This is a genomic window from Nocardiopsis sp. Huas11 (assembly GCF_003634495.1).
Classification (GTDB): Bacteria; Actinomycetota; Actinomycetes; order Streptosporangiales; family Streptosporangiaceae; genus Nocardiopsis.
Map to the genome: position 1 here is coordinate 151,766 of NZ_RBKY01000001.1, position 22,236 is coordinate 174,001.

Here is a 22,236-nt window from a genome sequence, read left to right on the forward strand (position 1 = left end):
CGCCCCCGCCACATCCGCGCTGCCCAGTCAAGGGGTTGGGCAGGTACCGCGTCCAGATCCAACGAGGAACCCATGCCGACTTCCGTTACCATGCCCGCCCTGGGTGAGAGCGTCACCGAGGGCACCGTCACCCAGTGGCTGAAGAACGTGGGCGACACCGTCGAGGTAGACGAGCCGCTCCTGGAGGTCTCCACCGACAAGGTGGACACCGAGATCCCGTCCCCGGTCGCTGGTGTGCTCACCAAGATCCTGGTGGACGAGGACGAGACCGTGGAGATCGGCGCGGAGATCGCGGTCATCGGCGGCGAAGGCGAGAGCGAGGGAGGGGACGGCGGGTCGACGGCCAAGGACGCGCAGCCCGAGCCCGAGCCGGAGCCCGCTCCCGAGCCCGCCCGCGCCGAGGAGCCCGCTCCCGCCCCGGAGCCCGAGTCGGCCCCCGAGCCCGCCCCCGCGGCCTCCGCTTCCGAGGACGGCCCCGCCACCACGGTCACGATGCCCGCCCTGGGTGAGAGCGTCACCGAGGGCACCGTCACCCAGTGGCTCAAGAGCGAGGGCGACACCGTCGAGGTGGACGAGCCGCTCCTGGAGGTCTCCACCGACAAGGTGGACACCGAGATCCCGTCCCCGGTCGCCGGTGTGCTCACCAAGATCATCGCCGCCGAGGACGACACCGTGGAGATCGGCGCGGAGATCGCGCTGATCGGCTCCGCGGGCTCCGCCCCGGCGCCCGCGGCTCCCGCCCAGCCCGAGCCCGAGCCCGCCCGCGCCGAGGAGCCCGCTCCCGCCCCGAAGCCCGCTCCCGCCGCCGAGCCCGCGCCGCGCCAGACCGCGGACGACGACGTGCCCTCGGTGGACATCGAGACGCTGAACGGCACCGGCCGCGCCTCGGGCACCGACGCGGTGACCGAGGCCTACGTCACGCCGCTGGTGCGCAAGCTCGCCGGCGAGCACCGCGTGGACCTGAGCCGCGTCAAGGGCACCGGTGTGGGCGGACGCATCCGCAAGCAGGACGTGCTCAAGGCCGCCGAGGAGCAGAAGGCGGCCGCCGCCCGCACCGCCGCGCCCGCGTCGAGCGCGACCCAGCACAAGGCCGTCTCGGACGCCTCGTCCCTGCGCGGTCGGACCGAGAAGCTCTCGCGTCTGCGCCAGTCCATCGCCGACCGCATGGTGGAGTCGCTCAACACGGCGGCCGAGATCACCCAGGTCGTCGAGGTGGACGTCACCAAGATCGCGCGGCTGCGTGAGCAGGCCGGTGCGGCCTTCGCCGAGCGCGAGGGCGTGGAGCTGGACTTCTTCCCGTTCTTCGCCCTGGCCGCCGTCGAGGCGCTCAAGACCCACCCGCAGATCAACGCGGTGATCGACAACGAGTCGCACGAGGTGACCTACCACGCGGTGGAGAACCTCGGTGTGTCGGTCGACACCGAGCGCGGCCTGCTGGTCCCGGTGGTCAAGGACGCCGGCCGACTGGACCTGGGCTCCCTGGCGCGGATGATCACCAAGCTGACCGAGAAGGCGCACACCGGGCTGCTCGGCCCGGACGACCTGAGCGGCGGCACGTTCACCATGGCCGACACCGGCGGTGTGGGCGCGCTGTTCGGCACGCCGATCATCAACACCCCGCAGGTGGCCATCCTGGGCACCGGCGCGGTCGTCAAGCGCCCGGTCGTCGTCGAGGACGAGGCCATGGGCGGCGAGGTGATCGCGGTGCGGTCGATGGTCTACCTGTCGCTGGCGCACGACCACCGCCTCATCGACAACGCCGACGCCGGCCGCTTCCTCCAGGACCTCAAGGCGCGCCTGGAAGAGGGCGACTTCGAGCGCGACCTGGGCCTGTAGCCTCCTTCGGCCCCGCGACCGGGCCGGACGCCGTCGTCGGCGTCCGGCCCGGTCGTGTTCGAGGCCACTCCGCCCCGGATTGACCTCAATCTACCTTGAGGTCCTACCGTGGACCGGAAGGACGAGGACAAGGACGCATATGGACAACCTCCGGATCGCGGTCATTCTGGGCGCGAACCGCAACGGCCGCACCGGCGCCCTGATCGGGAAGTGGTTCCTGGAGCAGGTGGGCGAGTACTCCGGCCTGGACCTCGACGTCCTGGACGTGGCGGACCTGGGGCCCGGCGACGGGCACGGGGCTCCGATGGCCGGCTTCGGCCCCCGCGTGGCCGCCGCCGACGGATTCGTCGTCGTCACCCCCGAGTACAACCACGGCTACCCCGGCCCCCTGAAGAGCGCGATCGACTCCGCGCGCCGAGAGTGGTTCGGCAAGCCGGTGGGCTTCGTCTCCTACGGCGGGCTCTCCGGCGGCCTGCGGGCGGTGGAGCAGCTGAGGGCGGTCTTCTCCGAGCTGCACACGACCACCCTGCGCGACACGGTGAGCTTCCACGACGCGCACACGCTGTTCGGGCCGGAGGGCCTGCCCGCGCGGGACATGGCGGGGGCGCGGCTGGCGGTGCGGGTGCTCGTGGAACAGCTGGAGTGGTGGGCGCTGGCCCTGCGCGAGGCGCGGGAGCGCCGCCCCTACCCGGGCATGGAGTCCCTGACGCGGTCAACTACCTGTGGCTGAAGCCACAGGCTTGCGGGTAAGAGCCCACCTGGCCGGTGGGAGAGACCTCCCGCGTCCAGCCCCGCTCAGAGTGAGGGGCAGGGGCGGCTGACTGAGCGCCCCGCGTTCCACGCTACTTCGCCTCTGAGGGCGAGGTTGCGGGAAGCATTGACATCGGCAACGCCATCTCCGAGGCGGCGTTCGCGGCTTGGTTACAGGCGTGCAGGGTCGCCGCCAGCGCCTTCGCCTGTTCCGGCGAGGGCAGCGATTTCACCCGGACGACCACCTTCATGATCGAACACACTAACGAACCCAGGCTTCACGGTTGGCCCGAACCGTAGAATCCGCCCGAGAAATCCCGTGAGCTCTTAGTCCCGCCCGCGAGGCGACCCCTTCCCCGACGGGAACGCCCAGGCCCTCTCGCCGTACAACGAGAACGGGGCGGTGCCGATGGCACCGCCCCGTCTCTTACCCCACCAATCACCATCCCCTGATGATCCCCATCATCAAAGGTCTGTGGCCGGGCGCGCGGCCGTCGAAACGACGGCTCGTCGCCCACGGTAGCTCCGCGCTGACGCGGAGTTCCCTGTTCCACCTTCAAGGTAGAAGACCGCGGAACCCCGCGCAGGCCTTTCGCCGAAAAAGCCGAAGAAATCTTGGTGCTTTACCCCATCGCCGCGCCGGCCGGGGTAGGTCAAGGTGCATGAGAGTGGCGATCACGGGGGCCTCCGGCCTCATCGGCGGCGCGCTGTGCGCGGCCCTGCTCGACGGGGGCCACAGCGTCGTGCGCGTGGTGCGCCATCCGCCCAGGGGCGACCGCGGGCCCTGCGTGGAGGAAGCGGAGTGGCGGCCGGAGCAGGGGCGCGTGGACACCGTGGCCCTGCACGCGGTCGACGCCGTGGTCCATCTGGCCGGGGAGCCCGCCCACCGCGCCCCGTGGTCGCGGCACCGGCGTGCGCAGATCCGCCGCAGCCGGGTCAGGGGCACGCGGGTCCTGTCCCGTGCCCTGGCCTCGATGCCGTCCCCTCCCCCGCGCCTGCTGTCGGCGTCGGGCGCCTACTTCTACGGGGACACCGGCGGCGAGGTCGCCACGGAGGACAGCCCCGCGGGCACCGGCTTCCTCCCCGGGATGTGCCGGGACTGGGAGGCGGCCACGGGCGCCGCGGAGGAGGCCGGGCTGTCGGTGGCGCACCTGCGCACCTCGGTGGTGCTGGGGCGCTCGGGCGGGCTGCTCAGGACGCTGGTCCCGCTGTACCGGGCCGGCCTGGGCGGGCGCCTGGGGTCGGGGACGCAGTACATGAGCTGGATATCGCTGCGCGACCAGGTCGACGCGATCCTGTTCCTGATCGAGCGGCCGGAGATCACCGGCCCGGTGAACCTGTGCGCCCCCGAGCCGGTGAGCAACGCCGCCTTCACCGAGGCGCTGGGGCGCGCGCTGGGCCGGCCGACCCTGGTGCCGGTGCCGGCCACCGCGCTGCGGGCGACGATGGGGGACCTGGCGGAGGAGTCGGCGCTGCTGGATCTGCGGGTGCTGCCCGAACGCCTGCTGGCCGCCGGGTATTCCTTTCGACTGCCCACGATCGACAGTGCGCTTTCCGACATCCTGGCCAGACCCGCACCCCGATCCGGGGCGTAAGGTGTGTGTGTGAGTGATCTCGTTTACGCATGGCTGGGCGATGGCCCCGTCCCCTATCACCAGGGCTGGGACCTGCAGAAGCGGCTCCACGAGCGCCGCGTCGCCGACGAAGTGGCCGACACGGTCCTGCTCCTCGAACACGAGCCCGTGTACACGGCGGGCAAACGGACCGGGAGGTGGGATCGTCCTACCTCCGATCCGGGAGCTCCCGTCGTGGACATCGACCGGGGCGGGAAGATCACCTGGCACGGGCCGGGGCAGCTCACGGTGTATCCCATCGTGAAACTGGCCGACCCGATCGACGTGATCGCCTACGTCCGCATGCTGGAGGAGGCGATCCTTCGCACCATCGCGGAGTACGGCCTGACCGGCAAACGCGTCGAGGGCCGCACGGGCGTGTGGCTGGACGCCGACCCCGAGCGCGGGCTCATCGAGCGCAAGGTCGCCGCGATCGGCTGCCGGATCGCCCGCGGGGTCGGTATGCACGGACTCGCGTTGAACTGCGATAATGATCTGACGTGGTATGACCGGATCGTCCCCTGCGGGATCTCCGACGCCGGCGTCACCACGATCTCGGCCGAGCTGGGCCGTCCGGTGACCGTCGCCGACGTGCGACCGCGCGTGGAACGCCACCTGGCCGACGTCCTCGGCGCGACGGAGTACAGCCACACCGACGGCACGGCGCTGCTCGCCGGTGCCGCCGCCTGAGGATGACACAGCCCCCACAAGGGGCAGAGGGTCCCCGCACACGGGGCACAGAAGGGAACGGGTTCACGTTGACCATCGCTCCTGAGGGCCGCAAGCTGCTGCGCGTCGAGGCGCGCAACAGCGAGACCCCCATCGAGAAGAAGCCGCCGTGGATCAAGATCAAGGCGCACATGGGGCCCGAGTACACCGAGCTCCAGTCCCTGGTCAAGAGCGAGGGCCTGCACACGGTGTGCCAGGAGGCCGGGTGTCCCAACATCTACGAGTGCTGGGAGGACCGCGAGGCCACGTTCCTCATCGGCGGCGACCAGTGCACGCGGCGTTGCGACTTCTGCCAGATCGCCACCGGCAAGCCCACCGCGCTGGACCGCATGGAGCCGACCAAGGTCGCCACCTCCGTCCAGAAGATGGAGCTGCGCTACGCGACCGTCACGGGTGTGGCGCGCGATGACCTGGAGGACGGCGGGGCCTGGCTCTACGCCGAGACGGTCCGCAAGATCCACGAGCTCAACCCCGGCACCGGTGTCGAGCTGCTCATCCCGGACTTCAACGCCGACCCCGACCAGCTGGCCGAGGTCTTCGGGTCCCGCCCCGAGGTGCTCGCGCACAACGTCGAGACGGTCCCCCGGATCTTCAAGCGCATCCGCCCCGGGTTCCGCTACGAGCGCTCCCTGGACGTCATCACCCAGGCGCGCGCCGACAACCTGGTGACCAAGTCGAACCTGATCCTGGGCATGGGCGAGACCCGCGAGGAGATCAGCCAGGCGATGCGCGACCTCCACGAGGCCGGCTGCGACCTGCTGACCATCACCCAGTACCTGCGCCCCTCCAAGCTGCACCACCCGATCGACCGGTGGGTGAAGCCGGAGGAGTTCGTGGAGCTGGGCACCGAGGCCGAGGAGATCGGCTTCGCCGGCGTCATGTCCGGCCCGCTGGTGCGCTCCTCCTACCGCGCCGGGCGCCTGTACAAGCAGGCGCGTGAGAAGCGGGACGCCGAGCTCGCCGCAGCGCAGAACAAGGCATAACGGGCAATCCGCCCGAGTCGTAACCAAGCTGGAACGGTGGCCTCCGGGCCACCGTTCCGCTTGGGCGGACCGTTCCACCTATCCTGGTGGGTGAGGCGCCCAGCTGGTGGCGCCGGAAGGCGCCGCACCAGGTCGACCGCGAAGAGGAGGCAAGGCAGCCCAGGGACCACGATCCCCGCCGACCCCGTGTCGGCGCGCGCTGCCTGAGAGCACGATGGCGAAAAAGCCCAGTTCCCAGACGACGTCCGGTAAGGGCGGGGCCGAGAAGCAGCCTGGCCGGCTCAAGCAGATCGGCATGGTCGCCAAGGTCGTCCACCAGCAGAGCCCCAAGAGCATCCCGCTGGCCGCCGCCGTCGCGGTGGTCATCCTGGCCGTCGCCATCAGCGTCGGGATCTGGACCGGCTCCTGGATCATCTGGACGCTCACCGGTATCCCGCTGGCCTTCCTGGTCGGTTTCATCATCTTCACCCGCTCGGCCCAGCGCGTGCAGTACAAGATGCTGGACGGGCGCCTGGGCGCCGGTATGGCGATCCTGGAGAACATGCGCGGCAACTGGGTCGTCGAGCCCGGTGTGGCCGCCAACAAGCAGATGGACGTCGTGCACCGCGTGGTGGGCCGTCCGGGCGTGGTGCTGGTCGGCGAGGGCGACCCCGGCCGCCTGCGCGGACTGATCGCGGCCGAGAAGAAGCGCGTCTCGCGGGTGGCGATGGACACGCCCATCTACGACTTCAAGGTCGGCAACGGCGAGGACCAGGTCCCGGTCTCCAAGCTCCAGCGCACGCTGGTCAAGCTGCCCCGGAACCTGGACAAGTCCGGCACGGCCGAGCTGAACTACCGGCTCAAGGCCCTGCCCGCCGCGATGCAGATGCCCAAGGGCCCGATTCCCAAGGGCGCGAAGATGCCCAAGGGCATGCGCGGCAAGATGGGCGGCTGACCGCCCGCCGAAACCGAGAAGGGGGCCGTCCCGTGCCGGGACGGCCCCCTTCGGCGTTCCTCAGTCCTGCTCGTAGTCGAGGAGGTCGCCGGGACGGCAGTCCAGTTCCCGGCACAGCGCGGCCAGGGTGGAGAAGCGGATCGCGCGGGCGCGTCCGTTCTTGAGCACCGACAGGTTGACGACGGTGACGCCCACGCGCTGGGCGAGCTCGGTGAGGGTGATCCCCCGCTCGGCGAGCACCTTGTCCAGGTGGATCCGGATGCCCGTGGCCTCTTCCGGTGGCATCAGACCAGCCCGTCGACGTCCGCGCGCAGCCGGGCGCCGCGCCGGAACACCTCGGCCAGGGCCGCGAGGAGGAAGCCGGTGAGGACCAGGGCGAGCGAGATCCCGTCCTCGCCGAACACGACGAAGTAGAAGGCGACCTCGTCGGACTCCAGCGCCCGGCTCCGCAGGGCGTTCTCACACACGGCCGCGACCATCGGGACCACCATGGAGCCGATGAGCACGGTGAGCGCGATGACGTAGACGCGTCGAACGTTGGCGGTGACGAAGGGTTCACCGCGGCCCAGGCTCCGAATCATCCCGTACACCATGACCATCACCAACAGCGTGGCGACGGTGGCGAGCAGGCCGGGAGCCGTGAGCAGGAACCGCTCCAGGGCGGTGGGGTCGTGGAACTCGATCACCATCCGCCCGGTGTCGGCCACCGTCACGTCCTGACCGCTGGTTGCGGCGTCGATCCGGGGCCCGGGTACCCCCTCCGGCCGGGCGACGGTGACGGTGTTCATCGGCCCCCCGCCGGCCGCCGGCAGCAGCGGGGTGATCCACACGAGGCCGTAGAGCCCGGTCAGACCCGTGCCCATGATGGAGATGACCAGGACGAAGTGGGCGATGAGGTTGTCCGGCTTGGACCAGCGGAGCGAGGTGAGCACACCCATGAGGACCTCTCTTATCGTTTGTCGATAATAACGATAAACGATAAGTCCAGCTGTGTCACTCCCCCAGGCACGGCGAAGGCCCCGCACGCACCGGACGGTGCGCACGGGGCCCAGGGGAACGCTCAGGGGGTCAGGCGCAGGTGACCTCGTCCTCGGCCGCGGTGCGGGCCTCCAGGCCCCCCAGGGCGCCGTCGCCGCCACCGCCCGAGCCGCCGTCCAGGCCGACGACCGGGCCCCAGCCCCCGCTCATCACCAGTTCGAGGTCGCCCTCCAGGTCCGGCACCTCCTCGATCTCCGCTGAGGTGAGCGCGGAGGCGAGCAGCTCGGCCTCGGCCTCCTGGCCGGGGCCGTGGTAGACCGTGGTCATCTCGGGGACCCGCGCCTCGGGGTTGCCCCGACCGGTCACGGTGAAGCCCTCCTGGACCAGGAGCGGCTCGACCTGGCCGGCCAGCCCGTCCGTGCCGGTCCCGTTGAGGATCCGCACGGACACGTCCGAGGGCTCGACGGTCGCCTCGGCCGCCTCGTCGGCCTTGTCGCCCTCACCCTCCTCATCGTCCGCGGTCTGGGCCTCGCCCGCCGCCACAGCGGCGAACAGTTCCTGGGCCTCGGGTTCTCGGAAGATCAACTTGTTGTCGTCGGCCGGGTACTCCGAGACCGGCACCGTGACCATGTTCATCTGTTCGAGGTCGACCTCGCGCACGGCGATGGCCAGCTCGCGCATCTTGTCCACGGTGAGGTCGTCGTCGGTCACGAGGCTGTCGGTGACCGCGTCGATGAAGCCGTAGAGCGTGGTGGGGCTGGCGAGGATCTCCCCGCTGGTGACCTCGCGCATGATGGCGCCCATGAGCCGCTGCTGGTTCTCGATGCGGTTCAGGTCGCTGCCGAACTCGGTGCTGTCCCGCGAGCGGGCCAGTCCGAGCGCCTGCTCGCCGGTGAGCCGCTGTTCGCCGGCCTCCAACGTCAGGTGGGCCTTGCGGTCGTCGATCGGCTCGGGCACGCACATCTCCACACCCCCGATGGTGTCCACGATGTCCTCGAAGCCGGCGAAGTCCACCGCCACGATGTGCTCCAGGTGCACACCCGTGAGGGTCTCGACGGCATTGCCCTGGCAGTTCATACCGCCGTAGAACATGGCGTGGTTGAGCTGGTCCGAGCCGCCCGCCCAACCCGGGTAGTCCCCGATCGGGTCGCAGGAGGGCAGATCGACGATGAGGTCGCGCGGCAGGTTGACCATCGTCACGCCGCCGTTGTCCGCGTCGATGCTGACGATCACCAACACGTCCGGCCGGATGCCGTTCTCCTCGCTGAACGCCGCCTCGTCTTCGGCACGCTCGTCGGTACCGAGCAGGAGGATGTTGTGCAGGCCCTCCACCTCCGGAGGGCGCTCGCCCCAGGCGTCGGGGTCGATCTCCTCGGTGTCGACGCTCAGCGCGTCGTTGTACATGCCGTAGGCGGTCAGGGACGCGGCGATCAGCACCCCGGTCGCCCCGCAGGCCGACCACTGGCCCAGGCTCATACGTCTACGCGCGGACACGTTCCTACGGGACAACGGGCACCTGCGATCCGATCCGGGAGTGGGGAGGAATCCGTCCGAAAAGGGGGATAACGGCACGGACACAACGGGCGGATGCTACCCGAACGCGGCACCACGGTGCCAGATCGCGGCCCGCGCCCCACTCAGGCGCCCGCGGTCAGCAGGCGCTCTCCCCGTCGGCCGCGGCGGTGGATCCGCCCAGGTCCTCGGTGACCGACACCTCGGAGTCGGACCCGGAGCCGGCGAAGCCCGCCCAGTCGTCACCGATGACCAGTTCGAGGGTCTGGGTCAGCCCTTCGGCCTCGACGGTCTCGGCCTGGTCCAGGGAGCCGGCCAGCAGCTCCGCCGCGGCCTGCTCGCCGGGCGCGTAGTAGACCGTGGTGGCCGACGGGAAGCGCTCCACGGGGTTGCCCCGGCCCGTGACCGTGTAGCCCTCGCCGACCAGGACGCTCTCCACCTCGGCGGCCAGGCCCTCGATCCCGGTGTTGTTGAGCACCTCCAGGGAGATCTCCGAGGGATCGGGAGCCTCCTCGGCCTCCTCCCCGCCGCCGGACTCCTTCTCTTCCTCCTCCGGCGTGAGGGTGCCGTTGTTGACCGCCTCGAACAGCGCCGGGGCGGCGTCGCTCATGATGATGCGGTTGGGGTCGGCCGGGTGCTGGCCGTTGGGGACGGTGACGAACTGGACCCGCTCCAGGTCGACCTCGCGCATCGAGATGGCGATGTCGGCCATGGTGTCGATGGTCAGGTCCTCGTCCGTGGTGATGGAGTCGGTGACCGCGCCCAGGAAGTCGGTGACGGTCAGCGGGCTGGCCATCACCTCGCTGCTGAGGACCTGGCGCAGCATGGCGCCCATGAACTCCTGCTGCCGCTCGATCCGGGACAGGTCGCTGCCGTCGCCCTGGCCGTAGCGGGAGCGGACGTAGCCCAGGGAGTCCTCTCCGTTGAGCGTCTGGAGTCCGGCCTCCAGTTCCAGGTGGGCCTTGGGGTCCACGACCGGCTCGGGCACGCACATCTCGACGCCGCCGATGGCGTCGACGATGTTCTTGAAGCCGCCGAAGTCCATCATCACGAAGTGGTCCAGGTGCACCCCGGTCACCTGCTCGACGGTGGCCCACTGGCAGCCGACGCCGCCGAAGGTCATCGCCGAGTTGAGCATGCCGCTCTGCGGGCTCAGGCCCTCGTACCCCTCGACGGGGTCGCAGCCGGGCAGGTCGACGACCAGGTCGCGGGGCAGGTTCACCAGCGTGGCCGCGCCGCTGTCGACGTTGACGCTGGCGATGAGCATGGTGTCGGGACGCTCCCCCTCGGCGTCGCCGTACTCGGCGTTCTCGCCCGAGCGCACGTCGGAGCCGATGATGAGGATGTTCATCACGCCCTCGACACTGGTCGGGCGGTCCCACTGGTCGGTGTCCACCTGGGCGGTGGTGATGTTGCCGATGATGCCCTGGTACCAGGTGTAGCCGCCCAGGCTCGCGATGATGGCCAGCGCGGTGGCCACGCAGGCGATCCACTGGCCCGTGGACAGTCGGGCGGCGGTGAGGACGCCCGAGGGGCGAGGGGCGGAGCGTTTGCCAGCCATACGAACCTTCGGCAGGGTGCGGTGGGACGCGGGGGAGCATGGGGGAGGTGCGGGGGAACGGATGGCGGGGCGGGCGGCGGATCGACACCGTCCGGGCCAGGCGATGAACGGATGTTAACAGCAGGTCCGGAGTACTGCGCACGCGTGTGGGAACCCCCTCCGGCCCGCCGCGGCGCTCAGAAGCGGGTGGCGACCGTTCCGGCGGCCCGGTCGTGCAGCCCGCGGGTGTCCCGGTCGTAGATGACCGCCGGGATCACCAGGCACAGCAGGAGTGTGCGCACCGTCATCGAGGCGAACCACGGCCAGGAGCGCTCACCCGTGGCGGTGATGCCCACCCCGGCGATGCGGCGGCCGAGCGTGGTGCCGAAGAGGGTGAGCAGGAGGATGTTCATCGCCGCGAACACGACCAGGGCGGTGTTGCCGACCAGGGTCGAGGCCGCCTCCGGAACGGAGATCCCGGCTCCGATGAGCCCCGCGCCGTAGGCGCCCCAGGCGATCAGCAGAGCCAGGATCCAGTCCAGGGCCAGGCCGACGAGGCGGCGGCCGACGCCCGGCACCGATCCGGTTCCGGTCTCCGGCAGGCCGAGCCGGTTGCCCCGGTAGCGGAAGTCGTCGTCGGGATCCGCGGCCTCGGTGCCGCTCCGGCGCTTGTCAGTCATGCCCTCCACGGTATCGGCACCAGGTCGGCGGCCTGGTACGGACCGGGGGCGGGACGGAGCGCGGTTCCCACGGAGAACGGCCCGGGTGGGGACGTGGCGTGCGCCACAGCCGGGGGTCACCGAGGATGGACGGAACGCCCTGTTTCAGGGTGATCCGTGGTGGAATCACCGATCCAGGCATGGTGGTCTGCGAAAACACCTGGCTCCGTAACATGCAGGAAACAATAGAGACATGGTGCGGAAATGACGCGCTCCTAGCTTCGATGACGAAGCCGGGAGACGTCGTGTGTTCCGACATGTCCGCGATGGGGCGGACCCGGTGATCCGGCGTCTCAGCCACCTGCACGGAGGTTCGTTTTGTTCAGCAGCATCAGCGAGGTGCTCGACTTTATCCGCGACGAGGACGTCAAGTTCCTCGACGTCCGCTTCACGGACCTGTTCGGGGGCGTGAACCACGTCACCCTCCCGATCGAGAACGTCGACGAGTCGACGTTCAAGGACGGCCAGATGTTCGACGGCTCGTCGATCCGCGGCTTCCAGGCCATCCACGAGTCCGACATGCTGCTGCTCCCCGACCTGAGCACCGGTGTCGTGGACCCGTTCCGCAAGCACAAGACGCTGAACATGACGTTCTTCGTCCACGACCCGCTCACGCTGGAGTCCTACAGCCGCGACCCCCGCAACGTCGCGCGCAAGGCCGAGGCCTACCTCGCCAGCTCCGGCGTCGCCGACACCGCGTTCTTCGGCCCCGAGGCCGAGTTCTACATCTTCGACGACGTCAAGTTCGAGACCCGCTCGAACACCGGCTTCTACGAGATCGACTCCATCGAGGGCGCCTGGAACACCGGTTCCGCGCTCGAAGGCGGCAACCGCGGCTACCGTCCGCGCTACAAGGGCGGCTACTTCCCCGTCGAGCCGGTCGACCACTACAGCGACCTGCGCTCCGACATGGTCCGCACCCTCATCGACTCCGGTGTCGAGGTCGAGCTCCAGCACCACGAGGTCGGCACCGCCGGCCAGGCCGAGATCGGCATCCGGTTCGGCACCCTGCTCCAGCAGGCCGACAAGGTGCAGCTGTACAAGTACATCGTCAAGAACGTCGCGAACGCGGCGGGCAAGACGGCGACCTTCATGCCCAAGCCGCTCTTCGGGGACAACGGCTCGGGCATGCACTGCCACCAGAGCCTGTGGAAGGACGGCGAGCCGCTCTTCTTCGACGAGTCCGGCTACGGCCAGCTCTCCGACACGGCCCGCTACTACATCGGCGGCCTGCTCAAGCACGCCTCCGCGCTGCTGGCCTTCACCAACCCCACGGTGAACTCCTACCACCGCCTGGTGCCCGGCTACGAGGCCCCGATCAACCTGGTCTACAGCCAGCGCAACCGCTCGGCCTGCATCCGCCTGCCGCTGACCGGGTCGAACCCGAAGGCCAAGCGCATCGAGTTCCGCGTGCCGGACCCCTCGGCCAACCCGTACCTGGCCTTCTCGGCCATGATGATGGCGGGCCTGGACGGCATCAAGCACAAGATCGAGCCGCCGGAGCCGATCGACAAGGACCTGTACGAGCTTCCCCCGGCGGAGGCCCAGGCCATCAAGACCGTTCCGGCGTCCCTGGACGCGGCGCTGGAGGCCCTGGAGGCCGACCACGAGTTCCTGCTCGAGGGCGGCGTCTTCACCAAGGACCTCCTGGAGACCTACATCGACTTCAAGCGCACGGAGGAGATCGACTCCCTGCGTCTGCGTCCGCACCCGCGCGAGTTCGAGCTCTACTACGACATCTAGGTCGGTGTCGGCCGGCCCGCTCCGCTCGCTCGGAGGGGCCGACGGGCTCAGGAACACAGCAGTTCCCCGGAGTGGCGCGCCCGCGTGCGCGCCTCTCCCCACGGGGCCGGTATCCGTTCGGATACCGGCCCCGACCGGTTTCGGGACTACCGTTGACGTGTGGCAAGGGACGGAATCAACACCATGACCGCAGGCGCACTCGCCAGGCGCGGCTTCAGTGACAGCACCCGGGCCCTGCGCCTGATGACCGGGGCCGGACTGGACGCGGGGGCCGACACCGACGTCATCAGCGACCTCGCGGCGGCCCCCGACCCCGACCAGGCCCTGCTCGGGCTGATCCGGGTCCTGGAGTCCTCCGCCGAGCCCGAGGAGATGCTCGCGGTGCTACGCGAGGATCCGGACCTGCGGGCGCGGCTGTGCCGGGTGCTGGGGGCCAGCACCGCGCTGACCGACCACCTCGTCCGCCACCCCGGGGACTGGCGGGAGCTGCGCGGAGCCGACGCCGCCCGCTCCCCCGAACCCGAGGAGCTGCGGCACGGGCTGATGCACACCGTGGGCGCCGACCCCAACGCCCGGGCTCCGAAGGCCGACCCCGTCGTGGCCGACGACGGGTCGCTGCACTCCCTCAAGCACACCCTGCGCGTGGCCTACCGGCGGCGCGTCCTGCGCCTGGCCGGTCGCGATCTGACGGGGCTGTGCACGGTCGACCAGGTCGCCGCCGAGCTCGCCGACCTGGCCGCCGCCACCCTGGACGCGGCGCTGGCGGTGGCGCGCGCCGAGTTCCCCGAGGACGCCGACCGCTGCCGTCTGGCCGTCATCGCCATGGGCAAGTGCGGCGGCCGGGAGCTCAACTACGTCAGCGACGTGGACGTGGTGTTCGTGGCCGAGCCCACCGAGGAACCCGACGGCGACCGTCCGGTGGACGACCAGGCGGCGATGCGCTCGGCCACCCGCCTGGCCACGGCGATGATGCGGATCCCCTCCGAGACCGACGCCGAGGGCACCCTGTGGGAGGTGGACCCGGCGCTGCGGCCCGAGGGCAAGAACGGACCGCTGGTGCGGCCGCTGTCGGGGCACGTGGCCTACTACGAGCGCTGGGCCAAGACCTGGGAGTTCCAGGCGCTGCTCAAGGCCCGGCCCGTCGCCGGGGACATGGAGCTGGGCCGCGCCTACGAGGAGGCGATCGCCCCGATGGTGTGGGGCGCCACCGAGCGCACCAACTTCGTCGAGGACGTGCAGGCGATGCGCCGCCGCGTGGTGGCGCACATCCCGGTCGCGCACACCGAGCACGAGCTGAAGCTCGGCCCGGGCGGTCTGCGCGACATCGAGTTCTCCGTCCAGCTGCTCCAGCTCGTGCACGGGCGCACCGACGACCGGCTGCGCTCGGGCAACACCCTCGACGCGCTGGCCGCGCTCTCCCGGCACGGGTACGTGGGCCGCGGCGACGCGGAGGGGCTGGCCGAGGCCTACCGGTTCCTGCGCCGGGTCGAGCACCTGCTGCAACTGGAGCGGCTGCGCCGGACCCACCTGATGCCCGACCCGGCCAGCCCCGACGGCCCGCACCAGCTGCGCCGGCTGGGGCGGTCGCTGGGCTACACGGCCGACCCGGTGCGGGAGCTGACCGAGGCGCGTCGCCGGGTCTCCTCGGAGGTGCGGCGCCTGCACGAGAAGCTGTTCTACCGGCCGCTGCTCAACGCGGTGGCCAAGCTGCCGAGCGAGGAGGCGCGGCTCACCCCCGAGCAGGCCCGGGTGCGCCTGGAGGCGCTGGGGTTCGTCGATCCCGCCGGGGCGCTGCGCCACCTGGAGTCGTTGACCTCGGGGGTCTCGCGGCGCGCGGCGATCCAGCGCACCCTGCTGCCGGTCATGCTGGGCTGGTTCTCCGACGCGCCCGATCCCGACGCGGGGCTGCTCGGGTTCCGGCAGGTGAGCGATGCCCTGGGCACGACGCCGTGGTACCTGCGGCTGCTCCGCGACGACGTGCGGGTGGCCGAGCGGATGGCCTGGCTGCTGGGCACGAGCCGGTACGTGACGGAGCTGTTGCTGCGGGCCCCGGAGGCGGTGGCGATGCTCGGCGACGACACCGACCTCGCGCGTCGCAGGCCCGAGGTACTGGCCGCCGAGGCCGAAGCGGCGCTGCGCCGCTATGACACGGACGAGGAGTCGGTGGCGGCGGTGCGGGCCCTGCGTCGCCGCGAGCTGCTGCGCACCGCGGTCGCGGACCTGTTGGAGGTGTCCTCGGTCCAGGAGGTGGGCTCGGCGCTCACCGACATCGCGGCGGTGACCATCGAGGCGGCGCTGCGACTGGCCTACAACCGGGTGGTAGCGGCCTCGGGCGACGAGCCGCTGACCCGGGTGTGCGTGATCGCCATGGGCCGCTTCGGCGGCGGTGAGCTGACCTACGCCAGCGACGCGGACGTGATGTACGTGCACGATCCCCTGCCGGGGGTGGAGACGGGCGCGGCCACCAAGCAGGCGATGGAGGTGGTGCGCGAGCTGGCGCGGCTGCTGGAGATGCCGGCCGCCGAGCCTCCGTTGAAGGTGGACACCGACCTGCGCCCGGAGGGACGCAGCGGGCCGGTGGTGCGCACGCTGGACTCCTACGCCGCCTACTACGGCCGCTGGTCGCAGGTGTGGGAGAGCCAGGCGCTGCTGCGCGCCCGACCGATCGCCGGAGACCCGCAGCTGCGCCGGGCCTTCACCGAGCTCATCGACCCGATCCGCTATCCGGCGGGTGGGATCGATCCGGCCTCCGTGCTGGAGATCCGCAAGCTCAAGGCGCGGATGGAGGCCGAACGGCTGCCGCGCGGGGCCGACCCGACGCTGCACACGAAGCTGGGCCGCGGCGGCCTGTCGGACGTGGAGTGGGTCGCGCAGCTGGTGCAGCTGCGCCACGCCCACGAGCACCCGGACCTGCGCACGACGGGCACGTTGGAGGCCCTGGACGTGGCGGTGGCGCACGGGATGCTGGCCGCCGACGACGGTGTGGTGCTGGAACAGGCCTGGCGGCTGGCCTCGCGGGTGCGCGGGATGGTCATGCTGGTGCGCGGGCGGCCCGGGGACTCGCTGCCCACGGACCTGCGGGTGCGTTCGGCGCTGGCCGAGGCGATGGGCTGCCGCAGCGGTGAGGACGAGAACGACGTGTGGGAGGGCGCCTCGGAGCAGTTGACCGAGACCTACCTGCGCACGACCCGTCGGGCCCGCGCGGTGATGGAGCGCGTGTTCTACGACGGCTGACCCGGCGCGGCCACGAGGGGCACCCCCGCGCCGGAGGAGTGTGGCGCGGGGGTGCCGTGGGAGAGGGCCGTGGAGTGCCGGCCCGGTCGGTCCTGGATGGTTCAGCCGCGCCAGACCGGTGCGGGGTCGGGGCCGACGCGGTTGTCGCCCGTCTCCCACTCGACGGCGCCGGAGCCGTCGATCTTGACGAGCTTCCACTCGTCGTCGGGTCCGATGGCGGCCTCGCCGGTCCACTGCGGGTAGGTGCTCTCGTCGGTCGAGAGCCGCACGCCGGAGGCGGGGTGCCAGGAGCCGAGCGCGCCGGTGTTCCCGACGATGTGGACCTCCTGGCCGTAGGAGGTCTCGACCCGGGCGGACACCTGGGCGGAGTCCCCGTCACCGTCACCGTCACCATCGCCGTCGCACTCGGCGGGGTCGGCGCAGACGCCGTCGACATGGAGGGCCAAGGCGCCCTCGGCCGGGACGTCCACCGTGACCCGGCCGCCGGAGACGGTGGCCGAGCCGCTGCCCGCCGCGTTCTCGTACACGCCGTCGGGCAGGGCCGTGGTGGCGGTCAGGTTCCAGGTGCCCGCGCCGGCGTTGAAGGCGGGAACCCGTTCGGGCCGAGGAAGTCCTCGCACTCGGCGGCCACCGAGTCCCAGTTCCACTGGAAGAGGTGGACGATCGTCCCGCCGTTGCTCTCCGCGGCCGCGACGGCGGGGGCCGGGGCGGGTGCGTCCGGCACGGGCGCCGTGGGGGCGGCCGAGGCCAGGACAGGGGCCGTGAGCAGTCCGGTGACCAGTACCGCGGCCCCGGCGAGGGAGCCGAGTCTGCGTCCGTTCATGTGCGCTCCTTGGGGGGAGGGAGTGGCGCGGTGGGCCGCGCCGCCGCACCGCCGCCTTCTTGCAATCCTTGCAAGAGTTTGCGTGAACGTGGCGAACTTAACAGAAGAGTCCAGTGTTGTGAACAGGTGATCACGGCCGGATTCCCGCGTACGGCCGCCCTACCGCCTGAAAGACGTCCGCAAGATTTTCGCAAAGAGGGCACGAAAAAGCCGGTGGCGGCACGGCCTGGGCCCGCGCCGCCACCGGCTCAGTGGGAGGCGATCACCAGAAGACGGCGACACCGATGTTGAGGATGGCGAGCACCCCGGCGATGGTGGCCAGCCGGCTCGACGGCTTGCGCAGGTTCATGACGCCCACGACCACCACGGCCAGCGCGACGAGGAGCTTGACGCCGACCTTGATGTTGTCGATCTCGGCCACACCGGACATCTCGGCGACCCCGACGAGGGCCAGCCCGGTGACCAGCTGGAGCAGGGAGCTGTGCAGCAGGACCTTGGTCGACTTGGCGTGACCGGTCATGACCTGCATGAGGAATCCCGCGATGACACCGGCGAGACCGATCATGTGCAGGAAGACGAGCGCGGAGTAGATGATGTCCATGGCGACACACTACTACGCGTCGTAGTTTTTCCGGCCCCGGATATGACGCGTTGACGTCACAACCCGGTCACCGGGCGCGGAGCACGCCCCTGCGCCGCCACAGCAGCCAGACCAGCACGAGTACCAGGCCCGCGCCGACCGACCGGACCAGCGTCGCGCGGTCCCCCAGCCCACCGAGCGCCGCGGACCGCTCGGTGACCCGCACGGCCTCGCTCGCGCACGCCGCGGGCTCGGCGTCGCGGTCCACCAGCAGACAGGCCGTGCTCACCATGCGCTCGTCCAACGCCGCGTCCTCGGCGACCCGGACGCGCACCGTGTGGACGGACTCGCCGCCGGCGGCGACGCCGACCCCCCAGTTGGCGATGCCCTCCTCCACCATCCCGCCCTGGCCGACCTCCAGGACATCCAGGCCCTCCGGGACGTGCTGGGCCAGCAGCGCGCCCTCGACCGGAGCGCCGTCGCCGTTGGCCACGGTCGTGCGCAGGACCACCTCCTCCCCCGGCGCGGCCGCGTCCTGACCGGACACGGACACGGACACGTCCACCCGCCCCGCCCCGTCGCCGGGACCGGCCTCGGCCCCGGCGCCGGGCGCGACCAGGGTGACCGCGCCGACCGCCCCGACCGCCACCGCGCCGATCCACACCGGCACCGCACGGCACCGGCCCTCCCAGAGCACTCGCGACATCACGCACCTCCTGTACGTCCACACCGTCAGCCCTAGACAACTACGAGTGGTCGCTCGCGCACCCCAGGTGACACGCCTTCGGAGCGTTCTGATCCTTCCGGCGCCGCCTGAGCCCGTCTAAGACCCCCTCGGACGGGGTCTTAGACGGACCGGGCCGTAGCGGGCGCCGGGCGCGCTCAGGACTGGGCATCCTCCCCATGTGCCGGGTGGGTGCTTAGAACGATCGTTGTACTCAGGCGGCGGGGACACAGGGTCTCCGCCCAGGGGAAAGGCCCACCATGTTCCACCCGGACCTGTTCAACTCGACCGCCCAGTACGTCAGCCGCGAGCGCGTGATCGAGGCGGGCCACATCCGCGCGATCAAGCGGGCCCGCGCCGAGGAGCGCGCCGCGCGCCGCGCCGAGAAGAGGGAGGAGCGCCGCCAGGGCAAGAAGGGCGCACCCGGGCGCGACGCCCAGGGCCGCTTCGGCCGCGCCGCGTGAACGTGCGGCGGGGAGAAGGATCCGCTGTCCTCGACATAATGGACGGCATGCCCTTCCTCGCCGAGACCAGCCCGCTGTTCGTCGGCCGGACGGATCAGCTGCGGCTGCTCGACGAGCACGCCGTCCGAGCCCGCGCCGAGGCCTCGGGAGCGGTGATCATCGGCGGCGACGCCGGTGTCGGCAAGACCCGCCTGGTCGCGGAGTTCACCGCGACCAGGCCCGCCGGGACCGTGTTCGCCGGGGGCTGTCTGGAGCTGGGTGTGGACGGCCTCGCCTACGCCCCCTTCACCGCGGTGCTGCGCCAGTTCCTGCGCGAGCGCGGCCGGGAGGCGTTCGAGGCCGCGGCGCCCGGCGGCATCGGCGAGTTCGCCCGGCTCCTGCCCGAGCTCGGCGCGCTGCCCCAGAGCGGCCATGAGGCGCGCGGGCTGCTGTTCGAGCAGGTCCTGCGGCTGTTCCAGGCCGCCGCGGGCGACGAGGGCGTCACGCTCGTGCTGGAGGACCTGCACTGGGCGGACGGCGCCACCCGCGACCTCCTGGTGTACCTGGTGCGCAACCTGGACCTGCCCGGCGTGCAGATCATCGCCACCTATCGCGCCGACGACCTGCATCGCGCCCACCCGCTGCGCCGCCTGCTGCCCGAGCTGGAGCGGCTGCCCGAGGTCACCCGGATGGACCTGGCGCCGCTCACCCGCGACCAGGTCGCCGAGCAGGCGCGCGCCATCGCCGGGCGCCCGCTGCCCACGGACCGGTTGGACGACCTCTACCTGCGCAGCGACGGCATCCCCCTGTTCGTCGAGGCCCTGGCCGCCGGCGCCGACGCCCCCGAGGCACCCGGCGCCGACGTCGACGCCGTGCCCGACCACTTCCGCGAGCTGCTGCTCGGCCCCCTGCACCGGCTGGACGAGACCGCCGTGACCGTCCTGCGCGTGGCCGCGGTCGGCTCGGTGTCCGACGTGATCGAGCACGCGACCCTCGCCCGCGCCGCCGAGCTGCCCGAATCCGACCTGGACCGCGCGCTGCACGCCCTGGTCGACACCAACCTGCTCCGGATGAGCGGCGCGGGCTACCGCTTCCGCCACGCGCTGCTGCGCGAGGCCGTCCACGACGGCCTGCTCCCCGGACCGCACGCACGCCTGCACCTGCGCTTCGCACAGCTCATCGACGCGTACCCCGACGCCGTCCCCGCCGACCGGCGCGCCGCCGAACAGGCGCATCACTTCCAGGCCGCGCACGACCTGCCCAGCGCGCTCCAGGCCGCTTGGCGGGCGGCCGTCCGCGCCGGAGAGGTCCTGGCCCGCAGCGAGGAACTGGCCATGCTGGAGCGCGTCCTGGGCCTGTGGGACCGGGTTCCCGACGCCGCCGAGCGCACCGGCGGCCGGAGCCGGTCCGAGATCCTCTCGGCGGGCGCCGTCGCGGCCCTGGAGACGGGTCGGCCGCGTCGTGCCTGGGAGATGTGCGACGAGGGCCTGGCCGCGCTGCCGGGAGATCCCGGGACCGAGGACGACCGCGCTCTCGCGGTCCGCGCGACGCTGCTGCGCTGCCGGGGGCAGGCGCGCTCGCAGTGCGTGGACGAGGGCGCCGTGGACGACCTGGCCGAGGCCCTGCGGCTACATCCGCCGCACATGCCCGGTTACGGGCTGATGCTGTCGATCCTGGCCAGGGAGATCATGTTCCGGCCCCGCGGGCAGACCCGCCTGGGCGCGTCCGCCGCGGACCTGGCCGAGCGGGCGCACCGCGTCGCCGAGCAGACCGGGGACCATATGGCGGCCGCCGCCGCGCTCGTCACCCGCGGTTCGGTGCTCATGTCCCGGGGCGAGATGGCGCGGGGCCGGGCGATCGTGGAGCGCTCGATCGCGCTCTCGCGGGAGATCGGCGACCCCCTGATGGAGGCCCGGGGCGTGGGCAACATCGCGCACTTCCTGCGCGAACAGGGTGAGCACCGGGAATCGCTGGAGCTGCTGGACAGCGCCATGGCCGAGCACAGCCGCCGGGGCCTGGCGAGCGTCCACAACAGCTTCCACTACCAGAACACCGCCGAGGCGCACTTCGAGCTGGGCCACCTGGCCACAGTGCGCGAGATCGTGGAGGGCGCGCTGGACCGCAGCCCCTCCCCCGTGCACCGCATGTTCCTCCTGGTGGACTGGACGCGGGCGACGCTGGCCCAGGGCGACCTGGCGGCCGCGCGATCGGGTTCGTCCCACGACGACATGGCGGGGGCCCGCTCGGGCCTGGCCCGACTCGACCGGGGTGACGTGCTCAGCGTGGAGCGCCTGGACCAGGCCCAGCAGGCGGCGGCCGCCTGGCTGGACCTGCTGCTGGCCGAGGGCGACGTGGCGGGGGCGCACGAGTACGCGCTGATCGCGCTGAGCCGGCTGGAGTTGGCCGACTCCCCCGGCTACGGATGGGTCCTGTTGGAACTGGCGGCCCGGTGCGAGCGGCTGTCGACGGCGCTCGCCGGCCCCGGGAACGGCGGCGCGAGTGCCGAAGGCGAGGCCTCCCTGCGTGAGCGGATCGAGGACTGCCTCGCGGGCGTGCCCGTCTTCGGACCGGTGCAGTCGGCCCAGCGGGCGACGGTCCGCGCCCACCTCGCCGAGGGCGTCGCGGACCCGGCGAAGGTGTACGCGGCCTGGTCGGAGGCCGTGTCGGGCTGGGAGCGCACGCCCCTGGTGCTCTCCCTGACCGGTGCGCGACTGCGGGCCGCGGAGGCCGCCGCGGCGGTGGGCGACCGCTCGGCGGTACGGGAGTGGGTCCGACTCGCGCACGCGGCGGCGGCCGAGCACGGCGCGGTGCCGCTCCGGCGCACGGCCGAGGACCTGGCCCGGCGGGCGTCGGTGCCGCTGGGAGGCGAGGGCGGCGCGTTCGTCCCGCCCGTCGCCCCGGCCGGGCTGACCGCGCGTGAGCTGGAGGTCCTGCGCCTGCTCTCGACCGGCGGCACGAACGCGCAGATCGCGGCGGAGCTGTTCATCAGCCCCAAGACCGCGAGCGTGCACGTGTCCAACATCCTGGCGAAGCTGAAGGTCGCCAACCGCGCCGCCGCCGGAGCGCGCGCCCGCGAACTCGGCCTGGCCTGAACG

At 71.7% G+C, this 22,236-nt stretch carries 20 protein-coding genes; 10 read left to right on the forward strand and 10 right to left on the reverse strand.

The window, feature by feature from the left end:
* Positions 1 to 72: 72 nt before the first annotated feature.
* Positions 73 to 1,836: a 2-oxoglutarate dehydrogenase, E2 component, dihydrolipoamide succinyltransferase gene (gene sucB / locus DFP74_RS00655; protein WP_121179917.1), complete on the forward strand. Its 1,764-nt coding sequence runs from the start codon at positions 73 to 75 to the stop codon at positions 1,834 to 1,836.
* 139 nt (positions 1,837 to 1,975) lie between these two features.
* Complete coding sequence (locus DFP74_RS00660; protein WP_121179918.1) at positions 1,976 to 2,566, forward strand: NADPH-dependent FMN reductase; 591 nt, start codon at positions 1,976 to 1,978, stop codon at positions 2,564 to 2,566.
* A 112-nt stretch (positions 2,567 to 2,678) separates the two neighbouring features.
* On the opposite strand, the gene DFP74_RS33400 is transcribed toward DFP74_RS00660, so the two are convergent.
* Positions 2,679 to 2,837 carry a hypothetical protein gene (locus DFP74_RS33400; RefSeq protein WP_158612949.1) on the reverse strand — a complete coding sequence of 53 codons (159 nt, stop codon included), beginning with the start codon at positions 2,835 to 2,837 and terminating at the stop codon, positions 2,679 to 2,681.
* A 411-nt stretch (positions 2,838 to 3,248) separates the two neighbouring features.
* Between DFP74_RS33400 and DFP74_RS00665 the strand changes: the two genes are divergently transcribed.
* The 4 genes from DFP74_RS00665 to DFP74_RS00680 all read left to right on the forward strand — a co-directional run bounded on the left by DFP74_RS00665 (position 3,249) and on the right by DFP74_RS00680 (position 6,845).
* Positions 3,249 to 4,181 (forward strand): TIGR01777 family oxidoreductase, encoded by a 933-nt coding sequence (locus DFP74_RS00665; protein ID WP_199725432.1) that lies wholly within the window; start codon positions 3,249 to 3,251, stop codon positions 4,179 to 4,181.
* A 9-nt stretch (positions 4,182 to 4,190) separates the two neighbouring features.
* The gene (gene lipB, locus DFP74_RS00670) at positions 4,191 to 4,889 is read left to right on the forward strand and encodes a lipoyl(octanoyl) transferase LipB (protein WP_121179920.1); all 699 of its coding nucleotides are present in this window, start codon (positions 4,191 to 4,193) and stop codon (positions 4,887 to 4,889) included.
* Between the two features lie 68 nt (positions 4,890 to 4,957).
* The gene (gene lipA, locus DFP74_RS00675; protein WP_121179921.1) at positions 4,958 to 5,911 is read left to right on the forward strand and encodes a lipoyl synthase; all 954 of its coding nucleotides are present in this window, start codon (positions 4,958 to 4,960) and stop codon (positions 5,909 to 5,911) included.
* A 214-nt stretch (positions 5,912 to 6,125) separates the two neighbouring features.
* Positions 6,126 to 6,845, forward strand: coding sequence for a DUF4191 domain-containing protein (locus DFP74_RS00680; protein ID WP_121179922.1), 720 nt, complete (start codon positions 6,126 to 6,128; stop codon positions 6,843 to 6,845).
* A gap of 60 nt (positions 6,846 to 6,905) precedes the next feature.
* On the opposite strand, the gene DFP74_RS00685 is transcribed toward DFP74_RS00680, so the two are convergent.
* The 5 genes from DFP74_RS00685 to DFP74_RS00705 form a co-directional block, all read right to left on the reverse strand.
* Entirely contained in the window at positions 6,906 to 7,130 is a 225-nt protein-coding gene (locus DFP74_RS00685) for a helix-turn-helix transcriptional regulator (RefSeq protein ID WP_121179923.1), read from the reverse strand.
* Positions 7,130 to 7,783, reverse strand: coding sequence for a DUF2975 domain-containing protein (locus DFP74_RS00690; RefSeq protein ID WP_121179924.1), 654 nt, complete (start codon positions 7,781 to 7,783; stop codon positions 7,130 to 7,132). Before DFP74_RS00690 ends, DFP74_RS00685 begins: the two co-directional genes overlap by 1 nt.
* Positions 7,784 to 7,913: 130 nt before the next feature.
* Positions 7,914 to 9,299 carry an LCP family protein gene (locus DFP74_RS00695; RefSeq protein WP_199725849.1) on the reverse strand — a complete coding sequence of 462 codons (1,386 nt, stop codon included), beginning with the start codon at positions 9,297 to 9,299 and terminating at the stop codon, positions 7,914 to 7,916.
* Between the two features lie 175 nt (positions 9,300 to 9,474).
* Positions 9,475 to 10,896: an LCP family protein gene (locus DFP74_RS00700; RefSeq protein WP_121179926.1), complete on the reverse strand. Its 1,422-nt coding sequence runs from the start codon at positions 10,894 to 10,896 to the stop codon at positions 9,475 to 9,477.
* Between the two features lie 176 nt (positions 10,897 to 11,072).
* The gene (locus tag DFP74_RS00705; RefSeq protein WP_121179927.1) at positions 11,073 to 11,555 is read right to left on the reverse strand and encodes an RDD family protein; all 483 of its coding nucleotides are present in this window, start codon (positions 11,553 to 11,555) and stop codon (positions 11,073 to 11,075) included.
* Positions 11,556 to 11,912: 357 nt separating this feature from the next.
* Here DFP74_RS00705 and glnA point away from each other — a divergent pair, with 357 nt between their 5' ends.
* Together glnA and DFP74_RS00715 are read left to right on the forward strand one after the other, a co-directional pair.
* Positions 11,913 to 13,337, forward strand: a complete 1,425-nt coding sequence (glnA, locus tag DFP74_RS00710) for a type I glutamate--ammonia ligase (RefSeq protein ID WP_121179928.1) — start codon at positions 11,913 to 11,915, stop codon at positions 13,335 to 13,337.
* 183 nt (positions 13,338 to 13,520) lie between these two features.
* Positions 13,521 to 16,571, forward strand: a complete 3,051-nt coding sequence (locus DFP74_RS00715; protein ID WP_121179929.1) for a bifunctional [glutamine synthetase] adenylyltransferase/[glutamine synthetase]-adenylyl-L-tyrosine phosphorylase — start codon at positions 13,521 to 13,523, stop codon at positions 16,569 to 16,571.
* Positions 16,572 to 16,672: 101 nt separating this feature from the next.
* Here DFP74_RS00715 and DFP74_RS00720 read toward each other — a convergent pair whose 3' ends face one another.
* The 4 genes from DFP74_RS00720 to DFP74_RS00730 all read right to left on the reverse strand — a co-directional run bounded on the left by DFP74_RS00720 (position 16,673) and on the right by DFP74_RS00730 (position 18,680).
* Positions 16,673 to 17,191: a carbohydrate-binding module family 20 domain-containing protein gene (locus DFP74_RS00720; protein ID WP_233570745.1), complete on the reverse strand. Its 519-nt coding sequence runs from the start codon at positions 17,189 to 17,191 to the stop codon at positions 16,673 to 16,675.
* Positions 17,125 to 17,394, reverse strand: coding sequence for a hypothetical protein (locus DFP74_RS34135; RefSeq protein ID WP_233570746.1), 270 nt, complete (start codon positions 17,392 to 17,394; stop codon positions 17,125 to 17,127). Before DFP74_RS34135 ends, DFP74_RS00720 begins: the two co-directional genes overlap by 67 nt.
* Before the next feature lie 262 nt (positions 17,395 to 17,656).
* A complete protein-coding gene (locus DFP74_RS00725) occupies positions 17,657 to 17,995 on the reverse strand; it encodes a hypothetical protein (RefSeq protein WP_121179931.1) in 339 nt (112 codons plus the stop codon).
* Positions 17,996 to 18,062: 67 nt separating this feature from the next.
* On the reverse strand, positions 18,063 to 18,680 hold the full coding sequence (locus DFP74_RS00730; protein WP_121179932.1) for a hypothetical protein: 618 nt from the start codon (positions 18,678 to 18,680) through the stop codon (positions 18,063 to 18,065).
* Positions 18,681 to 18,958: 278 nt separating this feature from the next.
* On the opposite strand from DFP74_RS00730, the gene DFP74_RS00735 reads away from it, so the two are divergent.
* Positions 18,959 to 19,162, forward strand: coding sequence for a hypothetical protein (locus tag DFP74_RS00735; RefSeq protein ID WP_121179933.1), 204 nt, complete (start codon positions 18,959 to 18,961; stop codon positions 19,160 to 19,162).
* A gap of 38 nt (positions 19,163 to 19,200) precedes the next feature.
* The gene (locus tag DFP74_RS00740) at positions 19,201 to 22,233 is read left to right on the forward strand and encodes a LuxR family transcriptional regulator (protein ID WP_121179934.1); all 3,033 of its coding nucleotides are present in this window, start codon (positions 19,201 to 19,203) and stop codon (positions 22,231 to 22,233) included.
* The last annotated feature ends 3 nt before the right edge of the window (positions 22,234 to 22,236 follow it).

Bases quoted from the DNA above. Each gene is read 5' to 3' on its own strand.
- sucB (WP_121179917.1), top strand. From the start codon at position 73: ATGCCGACTTCCGTTACCATGCCCGCCCTGGGTGAGAGCGTCACCGAG.
- DFP74_RS00660 (WP_121179918.1), top strand. From the start codon at position 1,976: ATGGACAACCTCCGGATCGCGGTCATTCTGGGCGCGAACCGCAACGGC.
- DFP74_RS33400 (WP_158612949.1), bottom strand. From the start codon at position 2,837: ATGAAGGTGGTCGTCCGGGTGAAATCGCTGCCCTCGCCGGAACAGGCG.
- DFP74_RS00665 (WP_199725432.1), top strand. From the start codon at position 3,249: ATGAGAGTGGCGATCACGGGGGCCTCCGGCCTCATCGGCGGCGCGCTG.
- DFP74_RS00680 (WP_121179922.1), top strand. From the start codon at position 6,126: ATGGCGAAAAAGCCCAGTTCCCAGACGACGTCCGGTAAGGGCGGGGCC.
- DFP74_RS00685 (WP_121179923.1), bottom strand. From the start codon at position 7,130: ATGCCACCGGAAGAGGCCACGGGCATCCGGATCCACCTGGACAAGGTG.
- DFP74_RS00690 (WP_121179924.1), bottom strand. From the start codon at position 7,783: ATGGGTGTGCTCACCTCGCTCCGCTGGTCCAAGCCGGACAACCTCATC.
- DFP74_RS00695 (WP_199725849.1), bottom strand. From the start codon at position 9,299: ATGAGCCTGGGCCAGTGGTCGGCCTGCGGGGCGACCGGGGTGCTGATC.
- DFP74_RS00700 (WP_121179926.1), bottom strand. From the start codon at position 10,896: ATGGCTGGCAAACGCTCCGCCCCTCGCCCCTCGGGCGTCCTCACCGCC.
- DFP74_RS00705 (WP_121179927.1), bottom strand. From the start codon at position 11,555: ATGACTGACAAGCGCCGGAGCGGCACCGAGGCCGCGGATCCCGACGAC.
- DFP74_RS00715 (WP_121179929.1), top strand. From the start codon at position 13,521: ATGACCGCAGGCGCACTCGCCAGGCGCGGCTTCAGTGACAGCACCCGG.
- DFP74_RS34135 (WP_233570746.1), bottom strand. From the start codon at position 17,394: ATGAACGGACGCAGACTCGGCTCCCTCGCCGGGGCCGCGGTACTGGTC.
- DFP74_RS00725 (WP_121179931.1), bottom strand. From the start codon at position 17,995: ATGGACATCATCTACTCCGCGCTCGTCTTCCTGCACATGATCGGTCTC.
- DFP74_RS00730 (WP_121179932.1), bottom strand. From the start codon at position 18,680: ATGTCGCGAGTGCTCTGGGAGGGCCGGTGCCGTGCGGTGCCGGTGTGG.
- DFP74_RS00735 (WP_121179933.1), top strand. From the start codon at position 18,959: ATGTTCCACCCGGACCTGTTCAACTCGACCGCCCAGTACGTCAGCCGC.
- DFP74_RS00740 (WP_121179934.1), top strand. From the start codon at position 19,201: ATGGACGGCATGCCCTTCCTCGCCGAGACCAGCCCGCTGTTCGTCGGC.